This window comes from Hyphomonas sp., from assembly GCF_046313975.1.
Classification (GTDB): Bacteria; Pseudomonadota; Alphaproteobacteria; order Caulobacterales; family Hyphomonadaceae; genus Hyphomonas.
In genome coordinates this window covers 53,451-74,654 of record NZ_JBKBXB010000007.1, presented here as the reverse complement: position 1 = coordinate 74,654, position 21,204 = coordinate 53,451, and the positions used below count along the sequence as shown (strand labels likewise).

18 protein-coding genes and 1 tRNA gene are annotated in these 21,204 nt (G+C 62.8%); 10 read left to right on the top strand and 9 right to left on the bottom strand.

Translation table 11 applies throughout. The annotated features are described in order from the left end of the window. Positions 1-50: 50 nt before the first annotated feature. The 5 genes from ACK4TE_RS04395 to ACK4TE_RS04375 form a co-directional block, all read right to left on the bottom strand. Entirely contained in the window at positions 51-926 is an 876-nt protein-coding gene (locus ACK4TE_RS04395) for a family 16 glycosylhydrolase (protein WP_409910267.1), read from the bottom strand. A 74-nt stretch (positions 927-1,000) separates the two neighbouring features. Next, the gene (locus ACK4TE_RS04390; RefSeq protein WP_409910266.1) at positions 1,001-1,696 is read right to left on the bottom strand and encodes a sugar transferase; all 696 of its coding nucleotides are present in this window, start codon (positions 1,694-1,696) and stop codon (positions 1,001-1,003) included. 359 nt (positions 1,697-2,055) lie between these two features. Next, entirely contained in the window at positions 2,056-2,646 is a 591-nt protein-coding gene (locus tag ACK4TE_RS04385; protein ID WP_409910265.1) for a polysaccharide biosynthesis/export family protein, read from the bottom strand. 65 nt (positions 2,647-2,711) lie between these two features. Beyond that, positions 2,712-3,557 (bottom strand): metallophosphoesterase family protein, encoded by an 846-nt coding sequence (locus ACK4TE_RS04380; RefSeq protein ID WP_409910264.1) that lies wholly within the window; start codon positions 3,555-3,557, stop codon positions 2,712-2,714. A gap of 142 nt (positions 3,558-3,699) precedes the next feature. After that, positions 3,700-4,734, bottom strand: coding sequence for a glycosyltransferase family 2 protein (locus tag ACK4TE_RS04375; protein ID WP_409910263.1), 1,035 nt, complete (start codon positions 4,732-4,734; stop codon positions 3,700-3,702). 149 nt (positions 4,735-4,883) lie between these two features. On the opposite strand from ACK4TE_RS04375, the gene ACK4TE_RS04370 reads away from it, so the two are divergent. The 5 genes from ACK4TE_RS04370 (at position 4,884) to ACK4TE_RS04350 (ending at position 11,029) form a co-directional block, all read left to right on the top strand. Then, positions 4,884-5,174, top strand: coding sequence for a putative quinol monooxygenase (locus ACK4TE_RS04370; RefSeq protein WP_409910262.1), 291 nt, complete (start codon positions 4,884-4,886; stop codon positions 5,172-5,174). 14 nt (positions 5,175-5,188) lie between these two features. Continuing rightward, entirely contained in the window at positions 5,189-6,412 is a 1,224-nt protein-coding gene (locus ACK4TE_RS04365) for an acyl-CoA dehydrogenase family protein (RefSeq protein WP_409910261.1), read from the top strand. A 33-nt stretch (positions 6,413-6,445) separates the two neighbouring features. Beyond that, on the top strand, positions 6,446-7,876 hold the full coding sequence (locus ACK4TE_RS04360) for an MFS transporter (RefSeq protein ID WP_409910260.1): 1,431 nt from the start codon (positions 6,446-6,448) through the stop codon (positions 7,874-7,876). An 81-nt stretch (positions 7,877-7,957) separates the two neighbouring features. Beyond that, a complete protein-coding gene (locus ACK4TE_RS04355) occupies positions 7,958-9,472 on the top strand; it encodes a Do family serine endopeptidase (RefSeq protein WP_409910259.1) in 1,515 nt (504 codons plus the stop codon). Between the two features lie 417 nt (positions 9,473-9,889). Beyond that, entirely contained in the window at positions 9,890-11,029 is a 1,140-nt protein-coding gene (locus ACK4TE_RS04350; protein WP_409910258.1) for a DUF5694 domain-containing protein, read from the top strand. Between the two features lie 8 nt (positions 11,030-11,037). Here the strand turns inward: ACK4TE_RS04350 and ACK4TE_RS04345 are convergent, their stop codons facing one another. Further along, on the bottom strand, positions 11,038-12,294 hold the full coding sequence (locus ACK4TE_RS04345; RefSeq protein ID WP_409910257.1) for a cytochrome P450: 1,257 nt from the start codon (positions 12,292-12,294) through the stop codon (positions 11,038-11,040). Positions 12,295-12,368: 74 nt separating this feature from the next. Next, positions 12,369-13,205 (bottom strand): TauD/TfdA dioxygenase family protein, encoded by an 837-nt coding sequence (locus ACK4TE_RS04340; protein ID WP_409910256.1) that lies wholly within the window; start codon positions 13,203-13,205, stop codon positions 12,369-12,371. Positions 13,206-13,267: 62 nt separating this feature from the next. Between ACK4TE_RS04340 and ACK4TE_RS04335 the strand changes: the two genes are divergently transcribed. Then, a complete protein-coding gene (locus tag ACK4TE_RS04335) occupies positions 13,268-14,578 on the top strand; it encodes a replication-associated recombination protein A (protein WP_409910255.1) in 1,311 nt (436 codons plus the stop codon). Next, complete coding sequence (locus ACK4TE_RS04330) at positions 14,578-15,309, top strand: RluA family pseudouridine synthase (RefSeq protein ID WP_409910254.1); 732 nt, start codon at positions 14,578-14,580, stop codon at positions 15,307-15,309. The genes ACK4TE_RS04335 and ACK4TE_RS04330 overlap by 1 nt, the downstream gene beginning before the upstream one ends. Here the strand turns inward: ACK4TE_RS04330 and ACK4TE_RS04325 are convergent. Both ACK4TE_RS04325 and sppA read right to left on the bottom strand, forming a co-directional pair. Continuing rightward, entirely contained in the window at positions 15,294-16,298 is a 1,005-nt protein-coding gene (locus ACK4TE_RS04325; RefSeq protein WP_409910253.1) for an NAD-dependent epimerase/dehydratase family protein, read from the bottom strand. The genes ACK4TE_RS04330 and ACK4TE_RS04325 overlap by 16 nt on opposite strands. A 155-nt stretch (positions 16,299-16,453) precedes the next feature. Continuing rightward, positions 16,454-18,232 carry a signal peptide peptidase SppA gene (sppA, locus tag ACK4TE_RS04320; RefSeq protein WP_409910252.1) on the bottom strand — a complete coding sequence of 593 codons (1,779 nt, stop codon included), beginning with the start codon at positions 18,230-18,232 and terminating at the stop codon, positions 16,454-16,456. Positions 18,233-18,444: 212 nt separating this feature from the next. Here sppA and ACK4TE_RS04315 point away from each other — a divergent pair. From ACK4TE_RS04315 to ACK4TE_RS04305, 3 genes are all read left to right on the top strand, one after another. Continuing rightward, positions 18,445-18,518, top strand: a tRNA-Gln gene (locus ACK4TE_RS04315). A gap of 451 nt (positions 18,519-18,969) precedes the next feature. Continuing rightward, the gene (locus tag ACK4TE_RS04310) at positions 18,970-19,737 is read left to right on the top strand and encodes a DUF3450 domain-containing protein (RefSeq protein WP_409910251.1); all 768 of its coding nucleotides are present in this window, start codon (positions 18,970-18,972) and stop codon (positions 19,735-19,737) included. 36 nt (positions 19,738-19,773) lie between these two features. Further along, positions 19,774-21,171, top strand: coding sequence for a MotA/TolQ/ExbB proton channel family protein (locus ACK4TE_RS04305; protein ID WP_409910250.1), 1,398 nt, complete (start codon positions 19,774-19,776; stop codon positions 21,169-21,171). The last annotated feature ends 33 nt before the right edge of the window (positions 21,172-21,204 follow it).

Genomic DNA, 21,204 nt, shown 5'->3' with positions numbered 1-21,204 from the left:
TTGGGCGCGGCGCCGGGAAAAGGCAAGAGGCACAGCTGCCAGAGGTCTGCCTACCTGCGGTATTTCCGGGGAGTGTAGCTGTCAGAACATTGCTCGGTGTCATCGCCGGCAGCCTGATAGCTGAGACAATAGAAGCGCGCCCGCGCGCCGTTCCGGAAAGTCGGCTCGCCGTGCCAGTTGAACTGGTCACGCGTACCGCTCCAGAGGTGAACCATGAGCCGGCCGGGCGCCTGCGGGATGGCCATGTCGGCGGGCGTTGCCGTGTGCACCAGCCGGTCATCGACATACCAGCGGATCGCGCCCGGTTCCCATTCGAACGCGTAAAGATGCACTTCCTTGCTCGCATCGAAACCCAGCGGAATGTAGATTCCGCCGTGCTCACGCCCGTTGGTGAAGTAGTTCGCGTGCATCTTTGTGAGGTCCTTGCCCAGAAACTCGATATCGATTTCATCATGCGGATCGCCGAACTGGCCGTGTGTGTGCGTGAACATTGCAGACACTGTGCCGGAACCGGGCGCAGCACGCATCACCACCTCATACCGCCCGTAATGGTAGAAACCCCGCCTTTGGTATTCCGCTCCGGCAATGTTCTTGTAGGCCACCTTGCGCCGGCGCACCTCCAGCTCCACCCGGTTCTTCTTGAAGTGGATAAGGTCCGCCTGCCAGGCGGGATGGCCTGAATTGGGGTAGTAGAAGTCGGATTTGAACCAGGTCGCCTCGTCATGCTTGCGGCCGAAATGGTGCACGAAGGAGGGCTCCACCTGCCGGTCCGCCCGCAGCGGCGGCGGGATAGCGGAGGATTTCATCTCCGGCACGGGCGGCGGCGACACCAGCAGCGCGAGGCAGGCCAGAAAAGCACCGGAGAGCAGCGCAAACAGCGCCGCCCGCCGGGCTGAAAACGCACTGATGTGTCCTGAACCGGTCATGTTGCCATCCTGGTTCGGGGGATCATCGCCTCAGCGCGCGATCCCGGACATTTTCATGGTCTGCCGTGCGGGCCTTACTTGGCGCCGACCGAGAACAGCACTGCCGGGACGGTTTTCAGCATGATGCCGATATCTCCCCAGAAGGTGCGCGACTGGACGTATTTCTTGTCAAGTTCGATCCGCTCGGAATAGGTCGTGTTGCTGCGGCCGCTGATCTGCCACAGGCCGGTCAGGCCGGGGCGCACGCTGCAGTAATGCACGAAGTCTTCGCCATACTTGGAGCGCTCGTACAGCGGGATCGGGCGCGGGCCGACAATCGACATGTCACCGCGGATGATGTTCAGCAGTTGCGGCAGCTCGTCGATCGAGGTGGCGCGGATGAACTTGCCGAGCGGCGTGATGCGCGGATCGTTGGTCAGCTTCTGGGTCAGGTCCCACTCGCGCTTCGCTTCCGGATCGGAGTCGAGCACGGCCTGCAGCTTCTCGGCCGCATTCGGCACCATCGAGCGCAGCTTGAAGCACTGGAACGTTTCACCGTTGAAGCCCCAGCGCGGCTGCGAGTAGAGGGCCTTTTCGCCGTCCTGCAGGCGGATCGCCAGCGCAACGATCAGGAGCAGCGGCGCCACGAAGACAAGCGCCATCGAAGCGACCACAACATCGAAGATACGCTTCGGGCTGTAATCCCCGCCATTCGGCGAGCCTTCGATATCGTCATTCTCATACGCGCTGTCGTCCAGACCGCTCGTCTGATCGCCAATCCGGAATTCCATGAAACATCCCCTACTAGTCTACGGGCCGAGTACAGGATCGAACTTTGGCAGAGCCCCCACGGCGTCTGCGGCAAAGCCGCTCCCTTATCCTGCACTTGGCGTTTGCAAACCCTATACCACTGCTGCGCCCGCGAATTAAGCGGAAATTCAGAATTTCTCCCGTGAAGCGAAGTATTCGTTAAATATTACGGCACCGTAGTGATTGCGGTGCTGGCAGAGTGTGCAAACCCGGGATTCTGCGCACGCGGGACGCCGTGTCGCAGCCGTCAGAACGAGAATCGGATCTGCCCGGCGCCTGAAAAAAGAGCACCGCAGACCCGGCTGCGGCGCTCACAAGTCTGTGATCCGATGGTCGCGGATCAGAAGATGCGTTCACCGATCCGCAGTGTGTCGCCCGGCTTCACCACAGTCATCGGTGTCAGCTCGTAGGCAACCTCGCGGTCGGAATCCATGCTCTTGATATACACGATGCGTTTGTTGGCGCGGTAGGTGAAACCGCCGGCGGCAGCCACCGCGTTCTGAACAGTCAGGCCGTTCGTGTAGGGATAAGTTCCCGGATTGCCGACCTCGCCCAGGATGTAGAACGGGCGGTAGTTGATCACTTCGGCGCTGACACGCGGGTTGAGGATGTAACCGCTCGCGAGACTGGTCGCGATTGACTGTTCCAGCTGCGCTGTCGTCAGGCCCTGCGCGGTCATCTGTCCGATCAGCGGCAGCGAGATCGATCCGGTGCCGTCAACCTCGAATTCACCCGAGAGATCCTGATGGCCGAAAACGGTGATGCGCACCTTGTCGCTCGATCCGAGCGTGTAGGCGGTCGAAGCCTGGGTCATGGCCGCCGGGGCGACGTCTCGGGCCGAGGCGGGTTGCGTGGCCCCGGTGGAGCCGCAGGCGGCGAGCAGGAGCGCGAACCCGGCAGCGAGGAAGGTGAGCGGACGGAAAGCAGACATGGCTTCAGATAACTCCCAGAGATCGTTGCATCAGCGCCCGTCGGCGGCGCTGGTAAATACATGACTCAGGTGCTGAGGAAAGCAACATCTGTGCCGCTGAGGCGGGCCGCGGTCAGGCGCCCTGTCAGGAATGCGCCGGTGTCGAGGCCCAGCCGGCGGTGGTCGTAATGCACCGTATCCATCGGCGTGTGACCGTGAACAATCATCTGCGGAAAGTCCTGCGGATCATCGAGGAATTCCTCGCGGATCCACAGCATGTCACGCATCGTCTGGCGGTCGAGAGCGACCCCCGGTCGCAGGCCGGCATGCACGAACAGGTAATCGCCCGCGACATGGTACGGCTTCAGCGACTGGAAGAAGGCCAGATGCTCCGCCGGCAGGCGGACGCGGAACTCGTTCCAGACCTTCATCCATGCATCGCGCGCCGCTGCCATCTCGGTATGCGAATTCAGGCTCGCCCTCTGGTTCGGCGGGGCGAGGCCATAGGAATACAGCGTTTCAGCCCCGCCATAGCGGGCCCACTGGCTACCGAACGTGGCCTCCTGATAGAAGCGCAGCAGCGCCTCTTCATGGTTGCCCATCAGGTAAACCGGATCGAACCGATCGACAGCGCCGCTGGTGAAGAAGTTGATCACATCGCGCGATTGCAGGCCGCGGTCGATATAGTCTCCGAGGAAGATGATCTGCGGTTTGATGCCTTCGGGCAGCGTCGCGGCGTCTTCCTCGATCAGCTGCACCAGCCGCTCGAGAAGGTCGCGGCGCCCGTGAATGTCGCCGATCGCGTACAGACACACGCCCTCAGGCGCACGAATGACGCGGTTCGGTCGCGGGGCAGGTGATTGCGGGGCGGCATCGGCCACCTCCACGTCCGTGTCGGAATAGCCGAACGTACGCCGGATCCGGCTGCGCAAAGCCTGGGCTGTCCGGCCGAAAAAACTTCGCCGCTCTACTTCAGACTTGGAGTATCTCTCGCCGTGATTGGGCATGTTACGCGTCCCGCTGCCTTTTACCTTAAGCATTTCACGACCGAAAACCAAGAATTGAGCAGTGTTTTTACTGACCCGCAGGCAAAATCGTTTCTTTCAGGAAACCATATGCCCAGCTCATGTGCATGGTCCCTGCAGCAAGTCCTGCGAACAGGCCGCAGGCTGACTTGTGTTTCAGGGCCACCAGGACGGACGCTGCACAAAGAATGCCAACATATCCCAACGGGAGAAGGATCGCCGGCCAGAACACCAGCGAGGCGAGCAGGCCGGACAGGCTGCCCAGCATCGCCAGGATCGGCACGGTCTGGCGGATCTTGAGGCGCGAGCCATGCTTGCGCACGTTCTTCGCCCGCCCGCGGCCGTATCCGGCATACTGTTTCCATAGCCGCGTGACGCTGCCGCGCGGAATATACTGGATGCGGATGCCGGCATCGAGGTACACGCGCCCGCCTGCCTTGCCGAGGCGCACGTCATACTCAGCATCTTCATTATGGGAGAAGCTCTCGTCATAGCCGCCGATCCGGCGATACCAACCAAGGTCAAAGCCGGCATGGTGGCCGTGATCAACCCAGCCGGAGGCCTTTCCACCCCGGTGCGCCGCGCCGCCGGATCCGAGCGGGGTGTCGACGATCCAGGCATTGCCCTTCTCGAAACAGGTCTCGCCCACCGCATCCATCGGTATCACCAGCGAAGCCGCCCCCTGCACCGCCAGCGAGCGGGCCACGTCGAGGATGAAGTTCTCGGGGTAGATGGAGTGCGCGTCGCACCGCACGAGGATGCGCGCTTCAGCGCCAGCATGTTCCTCCGCCGCGAGATTCAGAGCCGCCGCCTGCAGCTTCTTCGGGTTGTGAAGAACGCGAAGATTCGGAAACTCCGCCTTCAGCCCCTCAACGATGTTAACCGTATCATCCGTGCTGCCACCGTCCGCCACCGTCAGCGGCACCCGGTGCAACTCCGTCGCGCCGGTCATCAGGGATCGGATACATGTCTCGATATGGCGCGCTTCGTTCAGCGTCGGGATGACCGCGAGGATCATCTCCGGCTCAACCTCGGCGCGAGGCGCGGATTCGAGGGGGGTATCGGCGTTAATCATGTCGAGCATCTGCTAGCGGACTCCAGGTCTCGCCCCAAGTCAGCAAGTCCTGTTCCAGATCGGGAGCGGCCCCGTCCCGGCGTTAACCTCGCGGATGGGCTTGCCGGGCTTCGCGGACCACATATTGTGAATCGAGAAAAGCTCCCGGGAGGAAAATCATGATCGGTGTTGTCGCGAAACTGAAAATCCAGGACGGCAAGCAGGCCGAATTCGAGCAGGTGGCAAAAGACCTGATGGCGAAGGTCAAGGCGAACGAGCCGGGCTGCCTCACCTACCAGCTCTACAAGGCCAAGGGCTCCAGCACCGATTACATCTTCATGGAACAGTACGCCTCCGCCGATGCCCTGAAGGCGCATGGGCAGACGGAGTATTTCAAGGCGGCTGGTCCGAAGCTCGGCGCCGTCCTCGGCGGCGCGCCCGAGATCGCCTATTACGACATCGTCGAATAACCGGAGCGGCGGACATGGACCTCTCTCTCTCGCCCGCCGACCTCAAGTTCCAGACAGAAGTGCGCGACTGGATCGCTGCCAACTTCGATGACGAACTGCGCGCCAAGATGGCGCTGTCGAAGAACGGCTATGTCGACAAGGCCGCCCAGGTTGCCTGGCAGAAGAAGCTCGCCTCGAAAGGCTGGATCGCGCCGAACTGGCCGAAAGAGTATGGCGGCCCCGGTCTTACCAATACGCAGCGCTATATCCTGCAGGCCGAACTCTCCGGCGCCGGCACACCCAATGTCGCGCCCTTCGGCGTCTCGATGGTCGCCCCGGTCATCATGGCCTTCGGCAATGAGGCGCAGAAGAAAGAGCACCTGCCGAAAATCCTCTCTTCCGAAGTCTGGTGGTGCCAGGGCTATTCCGAGCCCAGCGCCGGCTCCGACCTCGCCGGCCTGCAGATGAGCGCCGTGCGCGACGGCGACTATTATGTCCTCAACGGCTCGAAAATCTGGACCACGCTCGCACAGTGGGCCGACATGATCTTCTGCCTCGTGCGCACCTCGAAAGAAGGCAAGCCGCAGGAAGGCATCAGCTTCATCGTCTTCTCCATGAAGCTGCCCGGCATCACCGTCCGCCCGCTGCCCACGCTCGACGGCCCCGCCGAAGGCCAGCATGAAATCAACCAGGTATTCTTCGAGAACGTCCGTGTGCCGATCAAGGACGCACTCATTGGCAAGGAGAACGAAGGCTGGACCTACGCGAAATACCTGCTCGAGTTCGAACGCGGCAACGCCTACGCCCCCGGCCTGCGCCACATGCTGCGCAAAACCCGCAAGGTCGCCTCCAAGGAGATCGACGGCAACGAGCCGGTCATCCGCAATCCGGATTTCGCCCGCAAGCTCGCCCTCATGGAAATGCAGATCGACGCACTCGACATGACCGAGCGCCGCGTGCTCTCGGCCCTCTCCGCCGGGCAGAATGTCGGCCCGGAAAGCTCGATGCTGAAATGCCGGGGCTCCGAGGCGCAGCAGGCGATCACCGAACTCACCCTCGAAGCGGCCGGCCTCTATTCTCAGCCCTTCGTGCAGGACACGGTCGCGCTGGCGGGGGCAGGGGCGAATGACACCTCGCCGACGCCGGTGCACGCGCTCACCGCCGCGCCGAGCTACTTCAATTACCGCAAGACTTCGATCTATGCGGGCTCCAACGAGATCCAGCACAACATCCTCGCCAAGCTCGTGCTCGGCCTCTGACGCGCTGCTCATATCCAATCAGGGAATGTTTCGATGACGACAGCGACCGCTGCCAAGCCAAGCCTCTTCACGCGCCTGTCCTTCGGCATCGGCGGGGCGGCGGACGGCATCAAGAACAACGGCTTCGAGTATGCCCTGCTGTTCTTCTATTCCAACATCCTCGGCGTGAATGCGGGCCTTGTCGGCCTTGCCCTGCTGTTTGCGCTGATCATCGACGCGATTTCCGATCCGGTCGTCGGCTACTGGTCCGACAACATGCGCACGAAGTTCGGCCGGCGCCACCCGTTCATGTACGCGGCGCTGATCCCGGTCGCGATCACTTACTACTTCACCTGGAACCCGCCTGTCGGCATTTCGGGTAACGACCTGTTCCTCTGGCTGGTGGTCACCACCATCCTCGTGCGCCTCTCCTTCACTTTCTACGACGTACCCAGCACCGCGCTCGCAGCTGAACTCACGCAGGATTATGATGCGCGCACCTCCCTGATGTCCTTCCGCTATTTCTTCGGCTGGTTCGGCGGGCTGACCATCCAGATCCTCCTGTTCCGCTACCTGCTGGTGCCGACGGAAGAAATCCCGATCGGCGTCTTCAATATCGCAGGCTGGAACACTTACGGCACAGTCGCCGCCGTCTGCATCTTCATCTGCGTCCTGATCTGTGCGGCGGGTACGCACAATCACATCCCGCATCTCAAGGCGCCGCCTGCCGCGCGCCAGCTGACACTGGGCAAGATATTCCGGGAAATCTTCGAGACGGTCTCGAACCCGTCCTTCCGCGCCCTGTTCCTCGCCACGCTCTGCGGCCTGATCGCCAGTGGCATCTCGGCAACGCTGAACCAGTACATCAACACAATCTTCTGGGGCTTCGACAACAAGCAGATTTCGGCCATCACCGCCGCGGTCTACATCTCCGCCATCCTTGCCCTGATCATTGCCCCGATCGCCGGCAAGACGCTTGGCAAGAAGCGCGGCGCCATCATCATCGGCGTCCTGGCCTTCACCATCGCCCCGATGCCGGTCTTCCTGCGCCTGCTCGGCCTCCTGCCGCCTAACGGCAGCGAGGCGCTGTTCAACATCATCATCACCATCACGATCTTCGACCTCGCCCTGATCATCGTCACACAGATGCTGATGGCCTCGATGGTCGCCGACATTGTGGAAGATTCCGAACTGCAGACCGGCCGCCGGTCGGAAGGCATCTTCTTCGCGGGAATCAGCTTCATCCGGAAACTGTCGCAGGGCGTCGGTGTGATGACCGCCTCTTTTGTGCTGGCCGTGGCCGGAATGTCACGGGGCGGGGGTGCGGAAGGCGCTACGCCCGAAGCCATCCGGTCCCTCGGCTGGGGCTATGGCATTTCGCTTCTGGTGGCCTGGACCCTGATGCTGATCTGCGTCAGCTTCTACAGGATCAGCCGCGAATCACATGCCGACAACCTCGCAAAGCTCGCCGCCCGGGAGGGGTAGCGCTCGCCTGAAAGTCGCCTATCTGAAATGTCATGACCGCACCAATTGCGCCACATTTCGCGCCGCAATAGAGCCTTACTCATGACCCACACCCGCGACATGATCAAACACGTTTCCAAACTGCTCGCCTTCCTCGGGGCTGCCGTGCTTTTGCTGCTCACGGTCGCACTGGCGCCAATGTTCTCGCAGGCCGGGCCGAGCCCGCTGGCTGCGGGCGAAACGGCGGCCGCGCCCCAACTCGCCAGCGTCCAGGCCGCACCCGAGCCGGCCGAGGCCACCACCGCCACGGAGCGCCTGCCGGCCTCCCAGCAGGAAATCTCGCTCACTTTCGCCCCGCTCGTGCGCGCCGCCTCCCCGGCGGTCGTCAACGTCTACACCGAGAAGAAGGTCGCCGCCCGCGGCATGACGCTCGAGCAGATGATGTTCGGCGTCCCCGCGCAGGGCCGTGTGCAGAACTCGCTCGGCTCCGGCGTCATCGTCGGCTCGGACGGCATCATCGTCACCAACAACCACGTCATCCAGGGCGCCGACACGTTCCGCGTCGTGCTCAGCGACCGGCGGGAGTTTACGGCAGAGCTGATGCTCGCGGACGAACGCACCGATCTCGCCGTGCTCCGCATCAATCCCGAGGGGGAACGCCTGCCGACCCTCGCTTTTGCGGATACCCGCGCCGTGCAGGTGGGCGATCTCGTCCTCGCCATCGGCAACCCGTTCGGCGTCGGCCAGACGGTCACTAACGGCATCATCTCCGCCACCGCGCGCACCGATGTCGGCATCACCGACTACTCCTTCTTCCTGCAGACCGATGCAGCCGTGAACCCCGGCAATTCCGGTGGCGCGCTCGTCAACACGCGCGGCGAACTCGTCGGCGTCAACACCGCCATCTACTCGCGCACCGGCGGCTCGGTTGGCATCGGCTTTGCCATTCCGTCCGAGATGGTGAAGCGCGTCGTCGACGCGGCCGTGAACGGCGGCACCTTCGTGCGCCCCTGGCTCGGCCTCGCCGCCCAGTCGGTCAGCTTCGACATCGCCCGCTCGCAGGGCCTTGCCCGCCCGGTCGGCGTGATCGTCACGGAAGTCTATCCCGATGGCCCTGCCGCGCAGGCGGGCCTACGCCGCGGCGACCTGATCACCGCCATCGACGACCGCGAAGTCTTCGACGAGAAGGGCCTCAAATTCCTCGCCGCCATCCGCAATCCCGGTGAGGTCGCGAAGATCTCCCTGCTCCGCAGCGGCATTGCCCAGACGCTCGACGTCACCGTCGAGCCACCGCCCGGCGCCACCGAAGCCGACCTCGTGCTCCTGTCGGATGCCTCCATCTTCAACGGCGCGCGCGTCATCGAACTCTCGCCCCGCCTCGCCGAGGAAAACGGCCTTGACCCCTTCTCCAAGGGGTCGGGCATCTACGTCCACTCGGTCACGCGCGGCACGGTCTCGCGCAATTATTTCCAGCCGGGCGACATCATCCGCTCCGTGAACGGAAAATCGACCCGCTCGGTGAAGGATCTCGAAGGCGTCATCGCCAAGGGCGGCCGTAACTGGGAAATCGAACTCGAACGCAACGGCCGCACGATCAAGGGCACCGTGCGGACCTGATACCAGTCATCGGGCATGCGCTTGCCTCCCGCCGCCGCAGGCGGTGGGAGGTGATGGCACCGTGTACGCAACACCTCCGTCCCGACTCCCGCAACACATCACCCCGTTTTTCGCTCCCTGAACGCTACACCTGCGCGGCTGTGGTAATGTGGGCTTCTGTCGCCCGTGCAGCGTATGCGCGTGGCGGGCGGGGGCCCCAGCCCCGGCAAGCGGAGACGGGCAGGTCGCGACTGCTTTTGTCTCACTACCAACAGCACTGCGGACTGGCTCGTCTCCGCTTGCTACAGACCTCTCAAAACCGGAAGGGTTCGCCCTGTCCGGGCTTTCATGCTGGGCGGCCTCCAGATTTCTGAGCGCCCACTGCATCCAAACGCGCGACCCGCGGCATCTCCCATCTGAACCACGGGAGGAGCCGACATGCGCATCACATCCACACTCGCCGCCGCCGCGATCCTCATCGCCGCCTGCGCCTCACCGCCGAAGGACAGCGCCGCTGCGCCCCTGCAGATCGATGCCGCCTATGCCGGCCCCGCCGCCGTCTTCGATCCGCGCGATCTCAAGCCGCGCGTGCACGGCAAGCCGACCGAAGTGCTCGTGCTCGGCACGATGCACCTGTCCGGCACGCCGGAGGACTTCGATGCCGCTGTGCTTGAACCGCTGCTTGACCGTCTCGCCGCCTTCAAGCCGGACCTTATCGCCATCGAGAACCTCTCTGGCGAAAGCGTCCACGGCCTCCAAGCCTACGAAGAAATCTATCCCGAGTCCGTCAACTATTACGGCGCCCGCTTCCTGCGCGGCGCAGCGATGGCCGAAGCCGAACTGAAGCTCACCCTTCCAGAGGCCGAAGCCGAAGTCCGCCGCACATTGCGTGACTGGCTGCAAACGCCGGCGGCTGCCGACCGCCGCCGCCTCGCGGCGCTGTTCACCGCCTCAGGCGACCCGCACTCTGCCCTCGTCCAATGGTGGCGTCTGCCGGAGGAGGAGCGCGTGGCCGGAAACGGAATCTCGGCGGACCTCGTGGCCTTCCTGAATCAATACGAAACTAGAAAAAACGAGAGTCATCAGATCGGCTCGCGCCTCGCCGTGCGTCTCGGACTGGAGCGGGTGTACCCGACTGACGACCATCATGCGGACGATATGATGGCGGATGCGTGGGCGGATTTTGATCTGCTGATGGAGGACATTGACCTGCAGTCCATCCTCGAAGACCCCGCAAACGCGCCCCTCATCAAGGCCGGTGAGCGCCTGACGACACCCGAAGAAACCCTTGAAACCTATCGCTATCTCAACAGCCCTGAGGCCGGCGTGGCCGATGTCGAACTGCAATGGACGGTGATGATCGACCGCCCCAGCCAGAACCTCGCCGGGCGCAAACGCGTCATGTCCTGGGAAGCCCGCAACCTCCGCCAGATCGCACATATCCGCGAAGCCATGGAACACGCTCCCGGCGGCCGCGTGCTTGTTATCGTCGGCTCAGCTCACAAGCCGTGGTTTGATGCCTATCTCGACATGATGGTCGACGTCGAACTGGTCGATGCCTTGAAAGTGCTTGAATAATCGCCGCGTCAGCGCGCGTGCACGATCACCGGCAGTTCCTCATATCCGCGCACGAAATTCGAATGCACCCGTTTCGGCGGGCCGACGACTTCGATCTGGTCAAAGCGCTTGAGGATCTCTTCCCAAAGGATGCGCAGCTGCATCTCTGCTACACGATTGCCCATGCAGCGGTGAATGCCAAACCCGAAGGAAATGTGCCGGCGCGCATTCGGGCGGTCGATCAGGAACTCGTCGGCGCGCTCGATCACCTCTTCATCCCGGTTGCCGGAGACATACCACATCACCACCTTGTCGCCCTTGCGGATCAGCTTGCCGCCAAACTCGATATCCTCCAGCGCCTTGCGCCGCATATGCGGCAGCGGTGTCTGATAGCGGATGATTTCCGAAACCATGTTGGGGATCAGGGTCGGATCGGCTTTCAGCTTGGCATACTCGGCCGGGAACTGGTTCAGGAAATACACGCCGCCGGAGATCGAATTGCGGGTCGTGTCATTGCCGCCGACGATCAGCAGCATCAGGTTGCCCATCAGCTCCATCGGGTTATGCACCATGTTCGCCGTGTCCGGATTGTGGGCGAGCAGCGAGATGAAATCCATCCGCGGCGGCGCCGCAGCGCGCTCCATCCAGAGGCGGGAGAAATATTCCACGCACTCGGTAAGATGCTTCATCCGCCACTCCATATCGGCGCCGACAATCCCGGCCGCGTCCGTGGTGGTGGCAACATCCGACCAGAAGGGCAGCTTGTGCCGGTCCTCGAAGGGGAAATCGAACAGCGTCGCCAGCATCTGTGTCGTCAGTTCGATCGACACCTTGTCGACCCAGTTGAACCGCTCACCAATCGACAGGCTTTCGAGGATATTGATGACGCGCTTTCGGATCAGAGCTTCCAGTTCAGCCAGCTGTGCAGGGGCAACCGCCGGCTGCGCGGCCTTGCGCTGGATGTCGTGGATCGGCGGGTCCATCGCGATGAACATCGGCGGCGTGATGCCGTCGCTGGGGTCGCCGATGCCGATGCTCGGCTGTGAGGAGAACACCTTGTGGTTCGTATCCACGGCGACGATGTCGTTATACTTGGTGATCGACCAGTAGGGCCCCACAAGGCTGTCCGGGCAGTAATGCACGGGCGCCTCTTTCCTCAGCCTGCGGAAATATTCCCAGTGCAGGTCCTGTTCGAACAGCTCCGCTTTCGAAACGTCGAACGTCTCCAGCGGCAGCGACCAAGGGTCAGGGATGCCGGCGCTTGCGCCGTGCCAGGTGTCAGCCATCGATTTTCCTCCCGGGCCAACTCTCGCGGCCTCGCGGGGAAAACATAACCCGATCTGCGTGTGTGCGGAACGCTTTATGCGGCGCCAATTGTGGTGCGGTGCAGCAGGCGGTCATGTCCGGCATAACCGCCGGTGGCCATGTGCAGGGTGCAGCGGTTGTCCCACATCAGCAGCATGTCCTTCTGCCATTTGTGCCGGTACTGGAATTCGGGCCGGGTCTGCCAGCGATAGATTTCGGAAACGAGGTCCCAACCTTCCTGCTGCTCCATCCCCTCTATACCGATGATGTATCCCGCTGTTCCGAACAGGCATTCGCGGCCGGTTTCGGGGTGTTTGTCGATGATCGGATGGGTTTGCGTCGCCTGTGCATCTTCGGAGGGACGGATGTCCATAGATCGGCCCTTGTCGCCCGTGCCATAGAAACCGGTGGGGGCGTAGGCGTTCTTGGCGGAGTGGATGGCTCGTTTCCCGACTATGCGCTGGCGCAACTCGGCAGGCATCTTCTCGAGGGCGAGGTACTGGTTCACGAACAAGGTGTCGCCGCCGGTGGGCGGTATGGTGATGCCATAGAGGCAGGTGCCCTGAGGCGGCCTCGCCTGGAAACTCCAGTCGGAATGCCAGCTTTCTGCAAAGATCGGCGAGGTTTCGTCGGCCTTGCGCTTCACCGCGATGATATGCGGATGGCCGGGAATAGGCGCGATGAAGGGATCATGCCCGAATGGGCCGAAGGCGAGGGTGAAGGCTTCCAGCTGGTCATCGGTCAGTTTCTGGTCCGGAAAGGCGAGCACCTGATGCTGCAGCCAGGCGGCGCGGATGGCAGCGGCGGCGTCCTTTGACAGCGGTTTCGAGAGATCCACGCCGCGGACGCTCGCGCCGCAGGCCTGCCCCGAGGGCGTAATTTCCAGTTTCATCCAGTTTCCTCCCACTTTTTTCGCAGCTTACCACAACGCCCGCGCTCGCCTAGAAAGCCCTGATGAGCGACCTTTTCGATTCCGCTGGCCTCTCCGATGGCGCCCCAAGACCGCTGGCTGACCGGCTGCGGCCGAAGGTTCTGGCTGAGGTGGTCGGGCAGGATCACCTGATCGGGGCGGAAGGGGCGCTGACGCGGATGCTCGCGGCGAAGCGGCTGTCGTCCATCATCCTCTGGGGACCTCCGGGAACGGGGAAGACGACGATTGCGCGCCTGCTGGCGGAAGGGACGGGGCTGGAGTTCGAGGCGATAAGCGCGATCTTCTCCGGCGTGAAGGAACTTCGTGCGGCGTTCGAGAGGGCGGAGTCGCGCCGGAAGATCGGCAAGGGGACGCTGCTGTTCGTTGACGAGATCCACCGCTTCAACCGCGCCCAGCAGGACGGGTTCCTGCCCTTTGTGGAAAGTGGCGTGGTGACGCTGATCGGGGCGACGACGGAGAATCCGAGCTTTGAATTGAACGGCGCGCTTCTCTCGCGCTGCCAGGTGCTGGTGCTGAAGCGGCTGGATGAGGCGGCGCTGGAGCTGCTCCTGCAACGGGCGGAGAATCTGGAGCAGCGCCGCCTGCCGGTAACGAAAGAGGCGCGCGCGCTGGTGATCCAGATGGCGGACGGGGATGGGCGCTACCTCTTGAACCTTGCCGAGCAGGCTTTCGCCATGATGGGCGAGCCGGGGCTGCTTTCTCCGGAGGACCTGACCAAGGGCCTCGCCCGCCGGGCGGTGGCCTATGACAAGGACCGCGAGGAGCATTACAATCTCATCTCCGCGCTGCATAAGTCCGTGCGCGGATCAGACCCCGATGCGGCGCTCTACTGGTTTGCGCGGATGCTGGAAGGCGGCGAGGACCCACTCTTCCTTGCCCGGCGCCTGATCCGTATGGCGAGCGAGGATATCGGCCTCGCCGACCCGACCGCGCTGATGGTGGCGGGAGAAGCGGCGCGCACCTATGAGCGGCTGGGTTCGCCAGAGGGCGAGCTGGCACTGGCGCATTGCGTGATCCACCTCGCCACCGCGCCGAAATCGAATGCAGCCTATGTAGCCTACAAGGCGGCTCGCCGGGCGGCCGCCGAGACCGGTAGCCTGATGCCGCCGAAACATATCCTGAATGCTCCGACCTCGATGATGAAAGATCAGGGCTACGGCTCGGGTTACCAGTATGATCACGATACGGAGGAAGGCTTCTCCGGTCAGAACTATTTCCCGGAAAGCATGAAACGCCCGGTCTTCTACGATCCGAAAGGCGAGGGCCGGGAGGGGCCGATCGCGGAGAAACTGAAGCGGCTGGCTGAACTGCGCGCAAAGGCAAAGAAATCCTGATGACCCGAAACCGGCCGGTTCCTTCCTTGCCACCGGCAGACCTCGCTTTCGTGCGCGGGCTCGTTCTGCATGAGGACAATTCGCTGATCGCGTTCAACAAGCCCTCTGGCCTCGCTGTGCAGGCGGGGAGCGGGATTGCCCGCTCGCTGGATGATCTGATGGCAGCATTTGCGAAATCGAATGGCAAGCGGCCGCGCCTTGTGCACCGACTGGACCAGGGTACGTCCGGCGTCATCGTCGCGGCAAAGACGCAGCCGGTGGCGGCGAAACTCTCCGAAGCGTTTGCCGGGCGCGATGTGCAGAAGACATATCTGGCGCTGGTTAAGGGGCGTTTGCCGGACGCGGACGAGGGCGTTATCGATGCGCCACTCGCGAAGGTGGAGGAGAGCGGCAAGGCGCGGATGATCGTGGCGAAACCGGACCGCAAGGGCGCGCAGGCGGCGCGCACGGGCTGGCGCGTGCGGGCGCGCAACGGCGCGTTTGCGCTGATGGAACTCGCACCCGAGACCGGCCGAATGCACCAGATCCGCGTACACCTGATGTCGCTGGGCTGCCCCATCCTAGGTGATGCGCTGTATGGCGAGGGGCAGGCGACGGCGCCGCGCCTGATGCTGCATGCGGCGCGGCTGGACCTGCCGCACCCGGAAGGCAAGAGGCTCGTTCTGGAGTCGCCCCTGCCGGAAGATTTCCGTCAGCTGGCGACTTCGGTGGGCCTTCAGGCCGGCTTGTAATAGTCGCGGAACCAGTCGACAAATTTTGCAATGCCAGTGCGATAGTCCGTGTCCGGCGTATATCCGGTCAAGGCCTTCAACAGGCGCACGTCCGCATAGGTCTGCTTCACATCGCCGGGTTGCATACCGAGCATGTTCTTGACGGCTTTCCTGCCGATGGCGGTTTCGATGGCCTCGATATAATCCATCAGGCGCACGGGGCTGGCATTGCCGATATTGACGAGCCGGTAAGGCGCGACCGGCGAGAGAGAGTCGCCGCGGATGATGTGTCCGCCCTGAACCGGTGGGCAATCCATCAGCCTGCGGATGGACTCCACGAGATCGTCGATATAGGTGAAGTCGCGCAACAGGTCGCCCTTGTTGAACACATCAATGGGCTGGCCTTTGAATATCTTGTCGGTGAACAGGTAGAAGGCCATGTCCGGGCGGCCCCATGGGCCGTAGACGCTGAAGAAGCGCAGGGCCGTTGTCGGTACGCCGTAGAGGTGCGCGTGGCTGTGCGCGATCAGCTCGGCGGAGAGTTTGGTGGCCGCGTAGATGGTCAGCGGATAGGGCGCGGAGTCGCGCTCCTCGAAGGGGAATTTCTGGTTTGCTCCGTAGGCGGAGCTTGTCGAGGCCAGGATGAGGTGGCGCACCTTGTGCTGGCGCGACAGGTCGATGATGTTGAACGAGCCGACAATGTTGGCGCTGATATAGTCGCGCGGATGCTCGAGACTGTAGCGCACGCCGGCCTGCGCCGCGAAGTGCAGGACGATATCCGGCTTCACGCGTGTGAACACGCGGTCCATCGTTTCGGCATCCTCGACCCCGGCGCGGGCGAGGCGGAAGTTCGGATAGGCGGCGAGGCGCGCGGCGCGGTCTTCCTTGAGCTTCACGTCATAATAGGCCGTGAAGGAATCGACACCCGTGACCGAATGGCCTTCGCGCAGCAGGCGAAGCGCAACTTCGCTGCCGATGAAACCTGCCGCGCCGGTGACGATGATATTCATGCGGATCCTGATCTGCTCTGTCCGTGGGGCTAGACGATCCGTAACGTCTCCACAAGCGCTGTACCTGCAACAGGCGAGTGCGAGTGGCGCCGGGCCAATGAAAACGGCCCGCCGGAGGGGTTCCGGCGGGCCGCAGACGGGGAGGCGGCGGGCGCCTAGCGCTCGCGGATGCGCGGGCCGACAGCCATGGCCTGTCCCGAGTTCATGGCTTCGGCGGCGGCGAGTTCCTCGAGGATCGCCTGGGTGCGCTCGTCACCGGCGATGGCGCTCAGCACAGCCGCCGCGCGGGCGGTTTCTGCCGAGACGCCGAACAGGCTCTCGAGCGCTTCGAAGCCCGACTTGCGATGCGGGTAGTGGGTAATAAGCGGCGCCTTGGACGTATCCATGCCGGCCAGTTCCTGCGCCTTGCGGATGGCGGAGGTGAAGCCGCCGATCTCGTCGACAAGGCCGCGGGCTTTCGCCTGCTCGCCGCTCCACACGCGCCCGCGGGCGATTTCGTGGACTTCATCATACGACATCTCGCGGCCTTCGCCGACGATGCCGACGAAGCGATCATAGCCACGCTTCAGCCATGCCCGGATTTCCGCCTCCTGGGCCTGGTTGAACTTGCCGATGCCATAAGCGTTGGTGAAATCGCCGCCAACGGTCACCGCGTCGAAGGTGATGCCGATCTTGTTGAAGGTGCCGTCCAGCGCAAACTTGCCGCCGAAGATGCCGATCGAGCCGGTGATCGTCGTGCGGTTGGCGAGGATGGCGTCAGCGCCGGCGGAGACATAATAGCCGCCGGAAGCTGCGAGCGAGCCCATCGAGACGACGACGGGTTTGCCCTTCTCCTGCGCACGTTTCACGGCGCGCCAGATCTGGTCGGATGCGGTGGGCGATCCTCCGGGGCTGTCGACGCGGAAGACGATGGCCTTCACGTTGTCATTTTCGGCGGCATCGAGAATGGCGCGCGCGACAATGTCGGAGGCGAAGGCAGGCGGCTCGGAAAACAGCGAGTCGGAACTGTTGCCGCCGGTGACGACCGCGCCTTCACCGCCCACGATGGCGATCATGCCGTCCTTGGCTTTCGCCTTGGAAGGCGGCGGCGTGTAGGACATGAGGTCTACGAGTTCCGAGCGCTCGCCGGCACGCTCCAGCACGGCGTCCTCTGCATCTTCCGGCCAGCCGAGCTTGTCGACGAGCTTCAGCTTTTCGGCTTTTTCAGCCGGTTTCGGTCCGGACTCGAGCAGGCTGCGCAATTGCGCGGGCTGCATGCCGCGGTCTTCGGCAATATCGGCAAGCGCTGTTTCCCACATCGAGGTGGCCAGCGTTTCCAGCGCCTCGCGGTGCGCAGGTGTGTAGCCGGTTTCATTATACGAGTTCGGCGCGTTCTTGTATTCGTAGAGCGCGTAGATCTGCGGGGTGAGGCCGATCTTGTCGAACAGGCCTTTCAGGAACTCGGTTTCAAACGTCACCCCACTGATCATCAGGTCGGTGCCCGGCTGCATCCAGATCTCGTCAGCGGCGGAGATCGAATAGTAGGCGGACGGACCACCGAGGGCGATCATGCCCTGCGTGTGGGCGACCACGAACTTGCCCGCGGCGCGGAAATTCTTCAGCGCATCGCGCAGCTCTTCGGAGCGGGACGAGCCGATGCCGGTCAGCGAGCCGCGCAGGTAGATGCCCTTCACGGTGTCGTCGGATTCGGCGGCCTGGATTTTCAAGAGCAGGTCCGTGAAGCCGGGCACGCCTGAGAAGGCGGCAAACCCGGCGGTTGGTGCCTGGTCGGGCAGGGCGGCATTGAGGTCGAGCGAGAGGACGACATTGCTCGGCCGCGGCGGCTTGGAACTCGCCGCGCTGACAGCGAGGAAGATCAGCCCGAAAAAGAAGAGCACGATGAACAGGATCATCGCGACGAAAGCGCCTGCCATCGACAGGAAGAAGGTTTTCATGACCGGGACTGTTCCTCTGCTGGTAAGGTATCCGGAGTTTCCGAATGTCGATATTGTTGATAATCGATAAAAAGTAAAGGGCGCCCCAACAGGCATATGTAGATTCATGTGTCAGCGCACCCTGCCGGCAAGGCAGGCAGCTTGCCGCAGTGAATGCGATTTTCGGGAGTTGCCAGCACCGCAAAGAGTAGCTATTTCGCGCGCTCCACTGTTGGGGTGTCGCCAAGTGGTAAGGCAGCGGTTTTTGGTACCGCCACCCTAGGTTCGAATCCTAGCACCCCAGCCACTCTCCCACCCATTTCCGGAAATGACTCGCGCGTCAGGATTCTGCGGGTGTCATCAGGCTGACATCCCGGCATGAAAGATGATGTCTAAACTGTCATCCACTGCGTCGCGCTGATTGCGTTCAGGGGGAGGCCGGGTATTTTCTAAACGAATCGTAAAGCGCGATTGATCCGCAATTAGAGGATTGTTACCGTCGCACTTCATGGCTAAGGGCTTTGCCGGTCGTGGCGCAGAAGACGCCGCCGCCCAACAGGCAGATAAAGAGAGAGCGATTAACGCTCCATAACAAGTCAGGGGAGGTGGTGAGGGTCATCCCTTTCACTTCCATTTCTCACGTCCGGCTCTGTGTGTGTGGCTGGATATCAACGGGACGGCCTCGTCAGCAGGCGCGCCCAGAACCCAGGATTTTGCGCGCTACGGCGCGACCGTTTGGAGAGTGAGAGGCAATCCTCATGATGAAACTTCTGTCACCGGCCCGCAGCGTGATCGCTGTTGCGTTGATCGCGGGCCTGGCCATCCCGGCAAATGCCCAGCTTCGCGAGGCCCTTGCCACCGGCGAAGCGGCGACCCGCAAGGCTGAGCAGGTCCAGGACCAGATCAATCAGCTGGACGATGACCGTTCGGACATGGTTCGCGAGTACCGCACGCTGCTGCAGCGCCGGGATGCGGCAGAACTGTTCGCGAAACAGCAGGAACTGGTTGTCCAGTCGCAGCGCGAGGAAATCGCGTCGCTGACAGAACAGCTCGGTTCGATCGACGACATCACGGCGCAGACGGTGCCGATGCTGCTCAGCATGGTCGAAGACCTGAAAATGTTCGTCGCCGCTGACCTTCCCTTTAAGAAGGACATCCGCGATGCCCGCCTCGAGGCCCTGGATGCCGCGATGCGCGCTCCGGACATCACCTCCTCCGAGCAGTACCGCCTGATCATGGAAGCCTACTCGGCCGAGATGGAATATGGCCGCACGGTCAGCACCTGGCAGGAAACGATGAACATCGACGGCAACCCGACCAACGTCGACATGTTCCTCTACGGCCGCGTTGCTTATGTATATGTCACGCCGAACGGCAAGGCCGCGCGTTATGACCGCGCCAAGGGTGAGTGGGTCGCGCTTCCGGGCAGCTTCGTTCCCGACATTCAGCAGGCAATCCGCGTGGCGCAGGGCAAAGCCCAGCAAGTCGTGCTGTTCGCCCCGGTTCAGAAATTCTCGGTCCAGTAAGCGGCCAGTCGCTCAGAAACGAAGGTTTACAGAGTCATGAAAACGTTCAAATCCAATCTCAAGGCACTGGGCGCCGCAGTCCTCTTCGGCTCGGTCTCGCTCGCTGTCTCCATGCCCGCCTCGGCCCAATCGCTCAGCGACGTTCTGAACCGTGTTCGCCAGGACGCGAACCAGATGTCGACGGAAGACCAGGCTCGCCTGCGTCAGTTCCAACAGGACCGCGCCAGCCAGGCTGCGAGCATGCAGGAAGCCCGCAACGTGCTTGCTGCCGCTGAAGGCAAAGCCCGCGCCCTGAGCGTCGAGTTCGATGCCAACGAAGCCCGCCTCGGCGCACTCGAAGCGCAGGTTTCGACCCTCGCCGGCGACTTCCAGGAACTCCTTGGCCAGTTCCGCTCGGCCGCCGGTGCCACGATGCCGGAAATCGCGAACTCCTTCGCAAACTTCGACTATACTGACCGCGTTGCCGGCATTGCCGAAATCGCGGAAGCCCGCGTTCTCCCGAACCGTGGCCAGCTGGAGCGTCTGCCGAAGGCGATGCTTCAGGAAATGATTGCCCAATCGGAAGTCAAAACCTTCACGGCGCCGGTGAACGGCCTCGGCGAAGGCGGCTCGATTGCCGAAGCCGAACTGATCCGTATCGGCGTGTTCAACGCCGCGACCGTCAATGGCGGCCGTTTCGTTGAAGTGAAGCGCGGCGAGCGCGGCGAAAGCTTCCTCGAAGTCTTCAAGACCCAGCCTTCAGGCCCGTACTCCAGCGCCATGACGAAACTCGCCCGCGCTGGCGAAGGCGAAGTGATCAAGGCCCCGGTCGACCCGTCGAAAGGCAACCTGTTCGGCATCCTCGGCGAACTGCCGAAATTTGCTGACCGTCTTGCTCAAGGTGGCCAGGTCGGTGCCGTGATTGCCATCCTGGCTGTCATCGGCCTCCTGCTCGGCTTCTACAAGGTCTTCACGCTGTTCACGACCGGCGCCGCCATGCGCGCGACCGCGAAGAGCCGTCAGGCTGGCACCGGCAACCCGCTGGCCCGTGTGTTCGAAGTCTACGAGAACAACCGCAACCGCGACGTCGAAACGCTTGAACTCAAGCTCGACGAGCAGATCCTGCGCGAGGCCCCCCGTCTCGAGCGTGGCATCGACATCATCAAGGTATTTGCTGCTGTCGCCCCGCTGCTCGGCCTTCTGGGTACCGTTGTGGGTATGATCATCACCTTCACCGCCATCACCATCTACGGTGCCGGCGATCCGAAGCTGATGGCAGGCGGTATCTCGGTCGCTCTCATGACAACAGTGTTCGGTCTTGTGGCCGCTATCCCGCTGCTGCTCATTCACGCGGTCGTCTCGTCGATGGCCCGCACCAATCAGCAGCTTCTTGACGAACAGGCCGCAGGTCTCGTCGCCGAGAAGATGGAGTCGATGCACGGGGGACGGGCGTAAGCCCGTCCTGACCCAACCCCTGGAGGAGTAACC